12 protein-coding genes are annotated in these 14,503 nt (G+C 68.3%); 8 read left to right on the top strand and 4 right to left on the bottom strand.

The annotated features are described in order from the left end of the window. Nucleotides 1–379: 379 nt before the first annotated feature. Entirely contained in the window at nucleotides 380–1,168 is a 789-nt protein-coding gene (gene aac(3), locus ACZ6ZD_RS35865) for an aminoglycoside 3-N-acetyltransferase (protein ID WP_465678921.1), read from the top strand. Here the strand turns inward: aac(3) and ACZ6ZD_RS35860 are convergent. The 3 genes from ACZ6ZD_RS35860 to ACZ6ZD_RS35850 form a co-directional block, all read right to left on the bottom strand. Further along, complete coding sequence (locus tag ACZ6ZD_RS35860) at nucleotides 1,165–1,518, bottom strand: VOC family protein (protein WP_465678920.1); 354 nt, start codon at nucleotides 1,516–1,518, stop codon at nucleotides 1,165–1,167. The genes aac(3) and ACZ6ZD_RS35860 overlap by 4 nt on opposite strands. A 3-nt stretch (nucleotides 1,519–1,521) precedes the next feature. Then, complete coding sequence (locus ACZ6ZD_RS35855; protein ID WP_465678918.1) at nucleotides 1,522–2,343, bottom strand: MerR family transcriptional regulator; 822 nt, start codon at nucleotides 2,341–2,343, stop codon at nucleotides 1,522–1,524. Between the two features lie 147 nt (nucleotides 2,344–2,490). After that, complete coding sequence (locus ACZ6ZD_RS35850) at nucleotides 2,491–4,383, bottom strand: RICIN domain-containing protein (RefSeq protein WP_465678917.1); 1,893 nt, start codon at nucleotides 4,381–4,383, stop codon at nucleotides 2,491–2,493. Between the two features lie 241 nt (nucleotides 4,384–4,624). Here ACZ6ZD_RS35850 and ACZ6ZD_RS35845 point away from each other — a divergent pair, with 241 nt between their 5' ends. After that, nucleotides 4,625–5,869 (top strand): family 16 glycosylhydrolase, encoded by a 1,245-nt coding sequence (locus ACZ6ZD_RS35845; protein WP_465678916.1) that lies wholly within the window; start codon nucleotides 4,625–4,627, stop codon nucleotides 5,867–5,869. On the opposite strand, the gene ACZ6ZD_RS35840 is transcribed toward ACZ6ZD_RS35845, so the two are convergent. Next, nucleotides 5,866–7,053: an ROK family transcriptional regulator gene (locus ACZ6ZD_RS35840; RefSeq protein ID WP_465678914.1), complete on the bottom strand. Its 1,188-nt coding sequence runs from the start codon at nucleotides 7,051–7,053 to the stop codon at nucleotides 5,866–5,868. The two genes, ACZ6ZD_RS35845 and ACZ6ZD_RS35840, sit on opposite strands and share 4 nt — an antisense overlap. A gap of 249 nt (nucleotides 7,054–7,302) precedes the next feature. On the opposite strand from ACZ6ZD_RS35840, the gene ACZ6ZD_RS35835 reads away from it, so the two are divergent. The 6 genes from ACZ6ZD_RS35835 (at nucleotide 7,303) to ACZ6ZD_RS35810 (ending at nucleotide 14,483) form a co-directional block, all read left to right on the top strand. Next, complete coding sequence (locus tag ACZ6ZD_RS35835; protein ID WP_465678913.1) at nucleotides 7,303–8,346, top strand: LacI family DNA-binding transcriptional regulator; 1,044 nt, start codon at nucleotides 7,303–7,305, stop codon at nucleotides 8,344–8,346. A 191-nt stretch (nucleotides 8,347–8,537) separates the two neighbouring features. Continuing rightward, nucleotides 8,538–10,217 carry an ABC transporter substrate-binding protein gene (locus ACZ6ZD_RS35830; RefSeq protein ID WP_465678912.1) on the top strand — a complete coding sequence of 560 codons (1,680 nt, stop codon included), beginning with the start codon at nucleotides 8,538–8,540 and terminating at the stop codon, nucleotides 10,215–10,217. Between the two features lie 181 nt (nucleotides 10,218–10,398). After that, complete coding sequence (locus tag ACZ6ZD_RS35825) at nucleotides 10,399–11,469, top strand: ABC transporter ATP-binding protein (RefSeq protein ID WP_465678910.1); 1,071 nt, start codon at nucleotides 10,399–10,401, stop codon at nucleotides 11,467–11,469. Beyond that, nucleotides 11,466–12,446 (top strand): ABC transporter permease, encoded by a 981-nt coding sequence (locus ACZ6ZD_RS35820; protein WP_465678909.1) that lies wholly within the window; start codon nucleotides 11,466–11,468, stop codon nucleotides 12,444–12,446. The genes ACZ6ZD_RS35825 and ACZ6ZD_RS35820 overlap by 4 nt, the downstream gene beginning before the upstream one ends. A 1-nt stretch (nucleotide 12,447) precedes the next feature. Beyond that, nucleotides 12,448–13,476, top strand: a complete 1,029-nt coding sequence (locus tag ACZ6ZD_RS35815; protein ID WP_465678908.1) for an ABC transporter permease — start codon at nucleotides 12,448–12,450, stop codon at nucleotides 13,474–13,476. Then, entirely contained in the window at nucleotides 13,473–14,483 is a 1,011-nt protein-coding gene (locus ACZ6ZD_RS35810) for an ABC transporter ATP-binding protein (protein ID WP_465678906.1), read from the top strand. The genes ACZ6ZD_RS35815 and ACZ6ZD_RS35810 overlap by 4 nt, the downstream gene beginning before the upstream one ends. Nucleotides 14,484–14,503: the final 20 nt, after the last annotated feature.

The following is a 14,503-nucleotide window of genomic DNA, read 5'->3' as shown; positions in this document are numbered from 1 at the left end:
GTCGGGACGGCGAATTGGGTCGCGTGGGTGTGTAGGGGTTGGGTGGGTGCACGCCCGGCGCGGGCCGGGCGATGGCGGCCGGAACGTTCGCCTGGCCCACGTCCCCAGCGGCCGCTGGAGGAGGTGCGAGCGCGCGGCTGTGAGGAGGGGTGGGTGGGAGCGCGACTGGTGTGGGTTTGCTGGGGGTGGGCGGGCGGCGAGGGGCCGGGCAAGGGGGCTAGGGGTGGTCGGCGGGCCCATGGGCCTGTGGGCGGGTTGGGGGCGTGGTGGGGTGGGCCACGAGGTGCGGGGCTGATTGTTGTGGGGTGGCTGCTTGTGGCTGGTTGTTGGGGCGGGGAAATGGGTCGCGGGGGTGGGGAGGGGTTGGGAGGATGGCTGGGTGGAGTGGGTTGGTGGGGATGAGGTGGCTGCGGGGTTGCGGGTGGGTGGGGTGCCGGCGGGTGGGGTTGTGATGGTGCATGGGCGGTTGTCGGCGTTGCCTTGGGTGGTGGGTGGGGTTGAGGGGGTGGTGCGGGGGTTGCTTGCTGCTTGTGAGGGGACGGTGGTGGCTTATGCGGGGTGGGAGGACAATCCGTTCCATCTGCGGGAGTGGCCGGCGGAGCGGCAGGCGGCGTACCGGGGCGGGATGCCGGCGTTCGATCCGGCGGTGTCGGAGGCGCGGCGGTCGCATGGGCGGTTGCCGGAGCGGATCCGGACGTGGCCGGGTGCGCGTCGGAGCGCGCACCCGGAGATGAATCTGGTTGCTGTTGGCCCTCAAGCTGAGTGGTTGACGGCGGGTGCGTACGACGACGACCCGTGGGGAGTGGGGTCGCCGCTCGCTCGGCTGGTGGAGGCGGACGGCGTCGTCCTCCTGCTGGGTGCTCCGCTCGACTGCATCACGCTCGTCCACCATGCCGAGCGGATCGCGACGGCTGAGCCGAAGCGGTGGGTGACGTATGAGATGCCGGTCCGTACGGACGACGGCGTCCGGTGGCACACGTTTCGCGAGATCGACACGTCAGCTGGTGCTTACGAGTACGCCGAAGCCGACTACATCGAGGTGATCGCGCGGTCCGCGCTGGCGGCGGGCATCGGCCGGCGGTTCGAGCTGTTCGGCGCCGAATGCCATCTGTTTCCGGCGCGGGGGCTGGTCGAGCACGCGGTCGGGTGGATCGACCAGCGGTTCTAGGCGTGAAGCTCGGCCAGGTCGAAGAGGTTGCCTTCGGGGTCGGCGAGCGTGATCCAGTGCGTGCCGTACTCGTTGTGCTCGTCGTGGCGTTTGGCGCCGAGGGAGACCAGGCGGTCGACCTCGGCGGCCCAGTCGGCGGTCGCCAGGTCGACGTGCAGGCGGTTCTTCGCCGTCCGCGGCTCGGGGACCTGGAGGAACATGAAGGTCGGGGTGTCGGCGGCGCGGTTGACGGTGGCGAAGAACTGGTTGCCGTCCGCATCGACCGAGGACGACAGGACGCCGGCCCAGAAGGTGGCGAGGGCGGCCGCGTCGGCGCAGTCGAAGGTGATGTTCTCGAGGGTGATGGACATGGTTCAGCCTTTCAGGACAGGGAGTTGCTGGATCGGCCAGCAGACTTCGGTGCGATAGTTCGATTCGTCCGGGGTGTCCCCGGGGGAGACGACGTACAGCTCGCGGATCGGGCCCGGAGCGACGGCGCAGTGTTCGGCGACGTGTGAGCCGAGGGCGCCGTACGTGCGGTCGAAGTCGGCCATCGGGCCGGCGTGGACGGCGATCGCGAAGTACCCGCCGGGCAGGTCCACCAGCTCGAACCCGTCGGCCGGCTCCTGACTCGGCGCGACCGGCAGGAACGCGACCACGGCGCCGGCGTCCTCGGTGAAGAACTCGTCGCCGTACGTCGCTCCCGCCGTGGCCCGGATGTCGTACGCCGCCGCCACCGCGCTCAGCCGGCCGAACGCGTCCACGCACCACGGCCCGATCTGCTCCCGCTCGACATGATCGCGGACGCCGTACGCCCGGAACGGCGGGATGTACCGGTACTCGACGCGCAACGGCTCCGGCGCATCCGTCAGCAGCCCCCGCAACGAGGTGACCACCTCACGCGTCACCTGGAGCTCACGCTCCATCCGGTCAAGATGCCCGCGCAAAGTCTCCTCGCGCGCACCCTCATCCCCCGCCAGCACCACCGCCCGCACGTCCGGAATCGGCATCCGCAGATCCCGCAACCGCCGGATCAGCAACGCCACCCCCACCTGCTCCGTGCCGTACCGCCGATACCCCGACGAAGCATCCACCTCGACCGGCGCCAGCAACCCGATCTCGTGGTAGTGGTGCAACGTCTTCACACTCAAATGCGTCAAGCGGGAGAACTCCCCCACCGTCACCGTCGCCGTCATGTCCCCACCCTCCACCCTCCCCTAACCGGAGAGTCAACAACACACGGAAAAGGGCGGGCTGCCGCTTCAGCGGGGGAAGCGGCAGCCCGCCCAGGTCCAGGGTGGGGTGTGCCCGCCCGGGGGCGGACGGGCGGGCACGGGGTCAGGTCAGGAGAGGGTCCATCTTTGGTTGGCGCTGCCGGCGCAGGTCCAGAGTTGGAGGGGGGTGGCGTTGGCGGAGTTGTTGCCGGTGACGTCCAGGCACTTGTTGGCCTGGGGGTTGACGAGGGTGTTGTTGGAGTAGGTCCATTGCTGGTTGGGGCTGCCGGGGTAGCAGGTCCAGAGCTGGACGCGGGTGCCGTCGGCGGTTCCGCCGCCGGTGACGTCGAGGCATTTGCCGAGGGCCTGGATGGTGTTGCCGGAGCGGGTCCACTGCTGGGCCGCGGAGCCGTTGCAGTCGTAGAGCTGGACGGCGGTGCCGTCGGCGGGGTTGGCGCCGGCGACGTCGATGCACTTGCCGACGAGTCCGGTGATCTGGCCTCCTCCGCCGCCGCTCTGGTTACCGCTCCAGGTGAAGGTCGCGGAGGTCTTGGTGGGCAGCGAGTAGATGAAGGACTGCGAACCCCAGTTGACGCGGACGGACTGCGTGCTGCCGGTGCTGTTGAACGCGATCAGGGCCTTGGATCCGTCCGGGTTCTTCCAGGCGACGTTCTTGACCGCGGTGTTCGCGGTGGAGTCGATCCGCAGCGCGCCCGGCCGGACGTACTTGGTCAGGTGGCCCATCGTGTAGTACTCGACATTCTTGGTGACCTGCCCGCGCAGGCTGTCGTTGCGGTGCACCGTCACCAGACCCGTGCACACATTGCAGCCGGCGCCGACGAACGGCAGGTGGTCCTCGTCGAGCGCGATCCCCCACTTGACCCAGGACTTGTCCCAGTTCCGGGTGTAGTCGATCAGGTTGTTCATGTCCTCGACCTGCTGGTTCGGGATCCAGGTCCCGCCCGAGTGCTCGGTCATGTACGCGTTCACCGACGGGTACTGGTTGTGGATCTGCGTCTGCAGGCTCACGTCACCGCCGTACCCGTGCCAGGCGATCCCGCCGAACAGCGGGTCGTTGCGCAGCCCGGCGTCCGCGAGCGGGACCGAGCCGAGGTCGTTGTAGTTGCCCCAGTTGTAGTCCAGCACCATCACCTTGGTGGTGATCCCGGCCGCCCGGAACGCCGGGAACAGGTGGTTCTTGGTGAAGTTCAGCAGGCCGGCGCCGTTCCAGTTCATCGAGGCGTAGCCGGTGTTGTCCGAGCCGCAGCAGGTCGGCTCGTTCTGCACGGTGACGTAGTCGATCGGGTTGCCCTGCGCGGCGTTCTGCTGGATGTACTTCACGAAGTACTGCGCGTACATCGGGTAGTACTCGGCCTTCAGCCAGCCGCGGTTGGTGAACTTGTTGTTGTCCTTCATCCAGGCCGGCGCGCTCCACGGCGAGCCCATCACCTTGGTCGCCGGGTTCAGCTGCCGCGCCTGCTTGGTCAGCGGGACCACGTCCGCCAGGTCGTGGTTGATGCTGAAGTCGTTCAGGTCACAGCAGGTGTCGTCGTAGGAGTAGTTGAACCGGGCCAGGTCGGAGGCGCCCATCGGGTTGCGGATGAACGACAGCCCGATCCCGTTCACCGGGTCGAACAGGTCCTTCATCACCTGGTTGCGGGTCGCGGCCGAGATCGTGTTGCTGCTGTTCAGCAGCCAGGCCGAGCTGTCGGCGAACGACGCGCCGCCGCCCTCCCAGCTCTGGTACGTCGTGTTCTCGTTGACCGTGATCGTCTGATTGGCCGTACCGCCGGCCGGGCCGAAGTTGACCGGCGTCTGCTGCTGCAGGCCGCGGGTGACGTTCTGGCCGGCGGCGTCGTTCGTGGTGGTCAGGAAGATGTTGACCTGCTCGCCGGCGGCCTGGGCCGTCGGGGCGGTCGCGGTGCCGTAACCGACTCCGGCGGCGGCCACCAGGACGGCGGCGACGGCGGAGGTGAGGAGGCGTCGCCTACGGGCATGGCGAGGTGACCCGATCGCGGGCATGGGCGGACTCCCTTGTGCGCAAAGGAAAATCAACAGGGGCGTGTCGTGGCGTCTGCCCGCGCCGCAACGGTGTGTCAGCACGAGGGAACCATCGGCGACCGGCCCTGTCAACGTCCCGGCCCGGACTTTTTTCAGGTCTTTTATTTAGTCCCGACCTTGACGTGAAAGCGTTCTCACGGCACGCTGCGGGACCAAATCCCTGTCTCGTCCCAACCCGCCCCCGTGGAGATTTGAGGCACGTATGAAACTGCAGCGTTCCCGTGTCGCGGCTCTGTTCGCGATCGGCGCCACCCTGGTCGGCGCCAGCCTTCTGCAAGCACCAGCCCAAGCCGTACCCCAAGCCGTGCAGGCCCCGCAGGCCGAGCAAGCCGTCCAGGCGGTCACCTTCGAGGACAACTTCGACGGTCCCGCCGGTCAGGCGCCCGACTCGAACAAGTGGCGCTACGACATCGGCGGCGGCGGCTGGGGCAACAACGAGCGCCAGTACTACACCAACAGCACCCGCAACTCGGCCAAGGACGGCAACGGCAACCTGGTGATCACCGCTCGGCGTGAGAGCGGCGGCTTCCAGTGCCACTACGGCACCTGCGAGTACACCTCGGCCCGGCTGCTCACCGCGGCCACCTTCAGCCAGACCTACGGCCGCTTCGAGGCCCGGATCAAGATCCCCGGCACCCAGGGCGTCTGGCCGGCGTTCTGGATGCTCGGCCAGGGCGGCAACTGGCCGCACAACGGCGAGATCGACATCCTGGAGAACATCGGCCGCGAACCCACCACCGTGCACGGCACGATCCACGGCCCGGGGTACTCCGGCGGCGAGGGCATCGGCGCCGCGTACCAGTCGCCGAACGGCGTCCCGTTCCGCAACGACTTCCACACCTACCGCGTCGACTGGACGCCGAACTCGATCACCTGGTTCGTCGACGGCGTGCAGTACCAGCGCCGGACGCCGGCCGACCTCGGCGGCGACCAGTGGGTCTTCAACCGCAACCACTTCATGATCCTGAACGTCGCGGTCGGCGGGAACTGGCCGGGCTACCCGGACGCCTCCACCGTGATGCCGCAGCAGATGCTGGTCGACTACGTCCGGGTCTCGACGATCGACGGCGGTAGCACCAACGGCCAGATCAAGGGCCTGGCCGGCAAGTGCCTGGACATCGCCGGCGCCAACGCCGCCGACGGCACGACCGTCCAGCTGTACGACTGCAACGGGACGGCGGCGCAGTCGTGGAGCCGGCCCGGCGACGGCACGATCCGTGCCCTGGGCAAGTGCCTGGACGTCGCGAACGCCGGCACCGCCGACGGGACCCGGGTCCAGATCGCGACCTGTAACGGCAACGCGGCCCAGCAATGGAGCTACGCCAACAACGACATCGTGAACCGCGGCAAGTGTCTCGATGTCACCGGCAACAACTCGGCGAACGCCACCCCGACCCAGATCTGGACCTGCGGCGGCGGCGCGAACCAGAAGTGGACCATCAGCTAACCAGGTAAGGCTCCGCCGTCCCGGAGCAACCGCAGCACGGGCAAGGTCGCGGCGCCGAGTGCAACGGCGTCGCGACCGAGCTCGCAGAGCACGATCGAGACCTGGGCGTACGGCTGCCGGAGCGCATGCCGCCCGACCTCCTCGCGCAGGCGCGGCAGGTAGCGCTCCCCCAGCAACAGACCGGCCCAGCCGCCGAGCACGATCCGCTCGGGATTGACCAGGTTGACCAGATTCGCGAAGCCGGCCGCGAGATAGCCGATCGTGTCGTCCACGATCGCCGCCGCGGACGCCGACGTCCCGGCCAGCTCGAGCAGCTCGGCGAACGCCGCCTCCTCGTCGATCGCGGTCAGCGCGGCACCGGTCTCCCGGTACCGGCTCAGGACGTCCTCGGCCCCGACGTACGCCTCCAGGCAACCGGCCGCGCCGCAGCGGCAGCTGCGACCGCCGTACACGATCGTCGTGTGGCCCCACTCGCCCGCGCTGCTCCGCGTCCCGCGGTAGCTGGAGCCGCCGGCGACCAGCGCGGCGCCGACCCCGGAGCCGACCAGCGCGACGACGGCGTCGGTCGCGCCGCGGCCCGCGCCGAACCACATCTCGGCCTGGCCGAGGGTGTTCGCGCCGTTGTCGACGAGGATCGGAATATCGGTGCCCTCGGCAAGCATCTGCCCGAGCGGGACGGCGTCCCAGCCGAGCGTCTGCGCATGGACGACGCCGTCCGCGTCGACGATCCCGAAGACCGCGACGCCGACGCCGAGGATCAGTTCGGACCGGACGCCGGAGGTCGCGACGACACTCGAAAGCCCTTCCAGGACATGCTTCACGACCATTGCGGGCTCGGGCGCGTCGATCGAGTGGTCGACCGTGGCGAGGACGTTCATGGCCAGATCGAACAGCTCGACCCGGACCCGCGTCTCACCGACCTCGGCGCCGACGACGTACCGGAACTCACGAGCGACGCGGAGCAGGACGCGCGGCCGGCCGCCCTCGGACTCGACCGATCCGGCCTCCTCGACGACGCCCTCGGCGATCAGTTCGGTGACCAGGTTGCTGACGCTGGCGGGGCTCAGCGACGTCCGTGTGCTCAGCTCCTGCCGGCTGAGCGGCCCGTCGCGGTAGATGCCGGTCAGAATGACCGACCGGTTGGACCGGCGCATGTCGCGCACCGTCGTCCGGCGTACCTCCATGAAACCAAGCCCCTAGCTGCCCCGGCCCCTCGCAGACCGCTCCCCGAAGTCCATCACGTCAGAGCGTCACCCAGGAAGAGCTGGCTTTTTCTAACTCGTGAATTAAGTCGTGATTCGTTACCGACCCGTGATTGACGAGACCTGGCTCACTCGGCTTCACTCTACGGAACCGCTTCCGAAACCGGTTCCGCAACATCACCGCAACACGTCAGCAACGCAAGCCCCCAACCGCCCGAGGGGAGTTCCACCGTGTCGATCACCATCGCCGATGTCGCGGCACGTGCCGGCGTCAGCAAGACGACCGTGTCACGCGTCCTGAACGGCAAGGGCGAACTCGATCTCCGCACCGCGGAGCGCGTCCGGGCGGTGATCGCCGAGCTCGGCTACGTGCCGAGCGCCCGCGCGGTCGGGCTGGCCCGCGGCCGGACCAGGGTCGTCGGGATGCTGGTCCCCTCGCTGACCTGGCCCTGGATGGGCGAGGTCCTGCAGGGCGCGGTCGACATCGTCGAGAGCGAGGGTTACGGACTGCTGCTCTTCACCTTCAACCGGGGTGAGGAATCCATGCACCAGTTCGCCTCGCAGGTCTCGGCGCAGTCGTTCGACGGCCTGCTGGTGATCGAGCCGGAAGGAACGCTCACCTACATCGAGCAGCTGCATGCCCGCGGTCTGCCGGTGGTCCTGATCGACGACCGGGACAAGCGTCCGCAATTCCCCTCGGTCGCCACCACGAACTACGCCGGCGGGCAGTCCGCCGCCCGGCACCTGATCGAACTCGGCCGTACCTCGCCGCTGGTGATCACCGGCGTCGAGCGGTTCGGCTGTACCCACGAACGTCTGGACGGCTTCCGCGACACCTACGCCGAGGCCGGTATCGAGCTCGACCCGAGACTCGTGTTCGAGGGCGATTTCACCCACGAGAGCGGGCGCCTCGGCGTCCAGCACGCGCTGGACCAGCGCCTCGACTTCGACGCGATCTTCGCGCACAACGACCTGTCCGCCGGCGGCGCCGTCCAGGCCGTCCGGGAGACCGGGCGGAACGTGCCGAACGACGTGTCGGTCGTCGGTTTCGACGACATCCCGTACGCCGAACACACCGAGCCGCCGCTGACCACGGTGCATCAGCCGATGCGCCAGATGGGCCAGGCCGCGGCCCGGATGTTGATGGGCTACTTCGGTGGCACTCCGTTACCGAACGAACCCCAAGTGTTGCCGACGACGCTGATCGTCCGCAGCTCAACCGCTCCCAAGTCCACCCCGAGGACCAGACCCGCCCCGAGAATTCGGTCCCACTGACGGTCTCACCGGATCGCGCCCGAAGCTCCGGCGGCGGGGCAGCTGCCCCTGCTCCGCCGCCGGCGAACACTCTCGATACCGATCCGTTAAGGCGCCCGCTCTTCCCATGAGAGCGCTTTCACGCCACCATGCACTGGCCCACACGGCTCAGGTGTGGACCATCCGCCAACACAGATTCACAGGAGGAACCGATGCGAGCACGACGGAGCGTCGCGCTGGCCCTGACGGGCTTGCTCGCGGCAGCTGCACTGGCTGCCTGTAGTAACGGGGACGGGAAGACCAACACCGGCGCGGCCGGCGGGGCGACCGTGCTGAACGTCGGCATGCCGAACGGCCCCCAGACCGAGAACCACAACCCGTTCCTCGGCTCCTCCTCGGGCGCCTCGCTCGGGTACCGGTGGATGATCTTCGAGCCGCTGGTGATGATCAACGGCATCAAGCCCACCGAGGCGGGTAAGCCGTGGCTGGCCACGGAGTGGAAGTGGGAGGCGAACTTCACCAAGCTGTCGTTCACCATCCGCGACGGCGTCAAGTGGTCCGACGGCAAGCCGATGACCGCCGAGGACGTCGCCTACACGTTCCAGCTCCGCAAGGACAACGACGGGCTGAACTCCGACGCCATCCCGTACAAGACGGTCACCCAGACCGGGAACAAGGTCGACCTGACCTTCGAGCGGTCCCAGTTCGTCAACCAGAACAAGCTGCTGACGGTCTTCGTGATCCCGAAGCACCAGTGGTCGACGCTGAAGGACCCAAGCCAGGACACGCTCAAGCAGCCGATCGGCACCGGCCCGTACAAGCTGAAGTCGTTCACCCCGCAGACCACCACGCTGGAACTGCGCGACTCGTACTGGCAGGAGCTCCCGAAGGTCAAGGAGCTGCGGTACACGTCGTACAACGACAACAACGCGCAGACCACCGCGCTGGCCAACGGCGCCTCGGAGTGGAGCTTCGTCTTCGTCCCGAACGTGAAGGCCGTCTACCAGGACAAGGACCCGAAGAACCACAAGCTGTACTTCCCGGCCAACCTGGGTATCCACGGCCTGTGGATCAACACCACCAACAAGCCGTTCGACGACCCGGCGCTGCGCCGGGCGATGGACAAGGTGATCAACCGCGACGACATCTTCATGCAGGGTGAGGCCGGCTACTTCTACCCGAAGGTCGAGTCGATCACCGGCATCCCGACCCCGGCCGGTGAGTCGTTCATCGCGCCGGAGTTCAAGGACAAGTTGCACGCGGTCGACGTCGAGGGCGCCAAGGCCGACCTCGCCGCCGCCGGGTACAAGCTCGAGGGCGACGTCCTCAAGGACAAGACCGGTAAGCCGGTCGAGATCACGCTGACCAACCCGGCCGGCTGGTCGGACTACATCACCGACCTCGAGATCATCAAGGACAACCTGTCCACGATCGGCATCAAGGCGACCGTCGACAAGGCCAACCAGGACGCGTGGTTCAAGGCCTTCGACGAGGGCACCTTCGAGGCCGGGATGCACTGGACCAACGGCGGCGCGACGCCGTACGACATCTACCAGAACATCATGGACGGCAAGATCCTGAAGCCGGTCGGCAAGGGCGGGATCAGCGGTAACTACGGGCGCTTCTCCAGCCCGGAGGCGACCCAGCTGCTCGACACCTACGCCAACGCCACCGACGACGCGACCCGGACCACGGCGCTGAACGGCCTGCAGAAGATCATGGTCGAGCAGATGCCGGTGATCCCGACGTCCGCCTCGAACGTCGGCGGTCTGTACAGCACCAAGAACTGGACCGGGTGGCCGGACGAGCAGAACTCGTACGCGCCGGGTCAGCCGACCCAGCAGAACGCCCTGGAAATCGTCCTGAAGCTGAAGCCCGCCGGCTCGCAGTGAGGCCGGGCCGGGGGGGGGGGGGGGGGGGGGGGGGGTTCGGGGGGGGGGGGGTGCCCCCCCCCTGGGAGGCTTCTTCCCCCACCTCCCCCTCTGCGTCCTTTATCCTCCCGGTCGGGGGGTGACTGTCTCCACCCCCCCCCCCCCCCCCCCCCCCCGCCACGATTCGAGGAGTCTTGTAACCATGACGGTGACCGACCCAGCGGTGGCCCCAGCGGTGGTCCCTGAGGTAGTTCTCGAGGCCGACGGCCTCACCAAGCACTTCCCGGTACGGCGCGGTATCCGGGACCTGTTGACCCGTGAACGCAAGGTCGTACACGCGGTCGACGACCTGAACCTGACGTTACGCCGCGGTCGCGTGACCGCCCTGGTCGGCGAGTCCGGCTCGGGCAAGTCCACGGTCGCCCGGCTGCTGGCCCAGCTCCACCACCGCACCGACGGCGACATCCGCCTGCACGGCGAGTCCGTGACAGTGCGCGGCGGCCGGAAGTTCCGGGCGTACTGCCGCCAGGTGCAGATGATCTTCCAGGACCCGTTCGCGTCGCTGAACCCGACGCACACCGTGCGGTACCACCTGACCCGCGCGCTGAAGATCCACGGCCGGGCCGGTAACTCCAAGGCCGAGCTCGAGACCAACCTGCGCGACCTGCTGCTGCGCGTCCAGCTGACTCCCCCGGAGCGCTACCTGGACAAGTTCCCGCACGAGCTGTCCGGCGGTCAGCGCCAGCGCGTCTCGATCGCCCGCGCCCTCGGCGCCGATCCGCAGGCCCTGCTCGCCGACGAGCCGGTCTCGATGCTCGACGTCTCGATCCGCCTCGGCGTCCTGAACCTGCTGCGGGACCTCAAGGAACGGCTGAACCTGGCCATCCTCTACATCACCCACGACATCGCCTCGGCCCGCTACTTCGCCGACGAGACGATGGTGATGTACGCCGGCCGCATGGTCGAGGGCGGCGACTCCGAGACCGTCACCCAGCACCCGGCGCACCCCTACACCCGGCTGCTGATCGAGAGCGCGCCCGACCCCGACCGGCTGGACCGCGTCGGCGACCTGCGCGCCCCGGAGGACCAGGGCAGCGGCGAGCCGCCGAGCCTGATCGCGCCGCCGACCGGCTGCCGGTTCCACCCGCGCTGCGTGCACGCGATGCCGAAGTGCTCGACCGACCTGCCGCCGCGTTTCGAGCTACCGATCGTCGAGAGCGGTCAGAGCCACTGGGCCGCTTGCTGGCTCTACGAGGAAGGAGCAGCCAAGTGAAGTTCCTTCTGCAACGCATCGCGTTCTACCTCTTCACCGCCTGGGCCGCACTGACGATCAACTTCTTCATCCCCCGGCTGATCCCCGGTGACCCGGTCACCTCGCTGATCAACCGGTACCAGGGCCAGATCAGCACCGAGGCCATCCAGTCGCTGTACGTCCTGTTCGGTCTGGACAAGGACGCCAGCCTGTGGAGTCAGTACGTCGACTACTGGGGCCAGGTCTTCCGCGGCGACCTCGGGCTGTCCTTCACCTTCTTCCCCACCCCGGTCGCGGAGGTCCTCGGGCAGAGCCTGCCGTGGACGATCGCACTGGTCGGCCTGACCACGCTGGCCAGCTTCGCGATCGGCACCGGCCTCGGCGTCCTGGCCGGCTGGCGGCGCGGCTCCTGGCTGGACGGCCTGCTGCCGGTGACGACGTTCCTGTCGTCGATCCCGTACTTCTGGCTCGGTCTGCTGGCGATCACGCTGCTGGCCGGTCCGGACAGCATCTTCCCGTCGTCCGGCGGTTACGAGCCCGGCCTGGTGCCGTCCTGGGACGGCGCGTTCATCAGCAGCGCGATCCAGCACAGCCTGCTGCCGGCGATCACGATCCTGATCTCGTCGGTCAGCGGCTGGATCCTCAGCATGCGCAACATGATGGTGACGGTCGCCTCCGAGGACTACATCACCGTCGCGCACGCCAAGGGCCTGCCCGAGAAGCGCGTGATGATGAGCTACGCCGCGCGGAACGCGCTGCTGCCGAACGTCTCCGGTTTCGCGCTGTCGCTGGGTTTCATCGTCGGCGGCACGCTGCTGGTCGAGATCGTCTTCTCCTACCCCGGCATCGGCTACAACCTGTTCCAGGCCGTCGGCTCCAAGGACTACCCGCTGATGCAGGGCGTCTTCCTGGTCATCACGCTCTCGGTCCTGGTGGCGAACCTGATCGCCGACGTCGCCTACCTGTTGCTCGATCCCCGCACCCGGAAGGAGGGCTGAGATGTCCGCACCCACCAGCACCGTCACCACGGTGAGCCCGGAAGGCCCCGCGGTCGAGGCCAAGCCGGCCAAACGCCGCCGGTTGCGGTTCGTTGCCAACGGCAAGGCCGCTACCGGCCTGATCGTGCTCGGATTCTTCTGCCTGATCGCGATCATCGGCCCGTGGATCGCGCCGTACGACCCGTCGGCGCGCAGCAGTGACCTGATCCAGCCGCCGTCGTCCGAGCACTGGTTCGGGACGACGCACCTCGGTCAGGACATCTTCAGCCAGATGCTCGTCGGCACTCGGGGCGTGATGTTCGTCGGCCTGCTGGCCGGCCTGGTCGCGACCGCGCTGTCGATCCTGATCGGCGTCAGCTCGGGCTTCCTCGGCGGCGCCGCCGACGAGGGTCTGTCCGCGCTGTCGAACGTCTTCCTGGTCATCCCGGCGTTGCCCCTCATCATCATCGTCGCCTCGACCATCCCAGGCGCGGGTGACCTGATGGTTGCCCTCGTCATCGGTTTCACGTCGTGGGCCTGGGGTGCGCGGGTGTTGCGCGCGCAGACCCTGTCACTGCGCCGGCGTGACTACGTCGAGGCCGCCCGGGCGACCGGTGAGAGCACCTGGCGGATCATCACCGCCGAGATCATGCCGAACCTGACCGCGATCATCGCCTCCAGCTTCGTCGGCACGGTGATCTTCGCGATCATGTCCGAGATCACGCTGGCCTTCATCGGGATCTCGACGATCTCGGAGTGGAACTGGGGCACGATCCTGTTCTGGGCGCAGAGCCAGCAGGCGCTCGCCCAGGGCGCGTGGTGGTGGTTCGTCCCGGCCGGTCTCGCGATCGCGATCCTCGGCACGGCGCTGTCGCTGATCAACTTCGGGATCGACGAGTTCGTCAGCCCGCGGCTGCGCAGCAGCGGTCACCACCACAAGACCAAGGACGGCCAGCCGATCCGGATGCGCGTCGGCTTCACGCCGATCCTCCCGAAGCCGGAGCAGAACGCGACGCCCGTCGTCCGGAAGAAGAAGGAGGCGGCGGTATGAAGGCCAAGGAGCCGGTCCTCGAGATCAAGGACTTCAGCGTCGACTACGGTCTCGGTGACGAGGGCGTCCAGGCGGTCCGCGACGTCACGCTGACCCTGCACCGCGGTGAGGTGCTCGGGCTCGCGGGGGAGAGCGGCAGCGGCAAGTCGACGCTCGCGTACGGCGTCACCCGGCTGCTCCCGCCGCCCGGCGTGATCAGCGGCGGCGAGGTCGTCTACCACCCGCCGGGCGGCGACCCGTACGACGTCATGAGCCTGACGAACGCCGAGCTGCGGGCGTTCCGCTGGGCCGAGACGTCGATCGTGTTCCAGGGCGCGATGAACTCGCTGAACCCGGTGCACAAGGTCTCCACTCAGATGCTCGACGTGATCAAGGCCCACGAGCCCGGCCTGTCCCCCGAGGCGCGGATCGCCCGGGCCAAGGACATGCTCAAACTCGTCGGCATCTCCGCCGACCGGATGGACGCCTACCCGCACCAGCTGTCCGGCGGTATGCGGCAGCGGGTGATGATCGGGATGGCGCTCGTCCTCGAGCCGCAGATCGTCATCATGGACGAGCCGACCACCGCGCTCGACGTCGTCATGCAGCGCCAGATCCTGGCGCAGCTGGTCGAGTTGCGCGAGCGGCTCGGCTTCTCGGTGCTGTTCATCACGCACGACCTGTCGCTGCTGGTCGAGTTCTCCGACCGGATCGCGATCATGTACGGCGGGCGGATCGTCGAGGAGGCGAAGTCCGCGGATCTCTACAAGGACTCGCTGCACCCGTACAGCGAGGGGCTGCTGAAGTCGTTCCCGGCGTTGCGCGGCCCGCGCAAGGAGCTGGCCGGGATCCCCGGCTCGCCGCCCGACCTGCGCGGGATGCCGACCGGCTGCTCGTTCCACCCGCGCTGCCCGCACGCGTTCGACCGTTGCTCCGAGGAGGTCCCGCTGCTCGGGATCCCCGCGGCCCGCAACGACCCCAGCCGGTCCGTAGCGTGCTGGCTGCCCGGCCGCGTTCCGGTCGGCTGAATCCCTCCTACTGTTGTCTG

The organism is Kribbella sp. NPDC104218 (assembly GCF_055584105.1).
The sequence above is the reverse complement of the archived record's forward strand: the minus strand, read 5'-3'. Positions and strand labels throughout refer to the sequence as shown.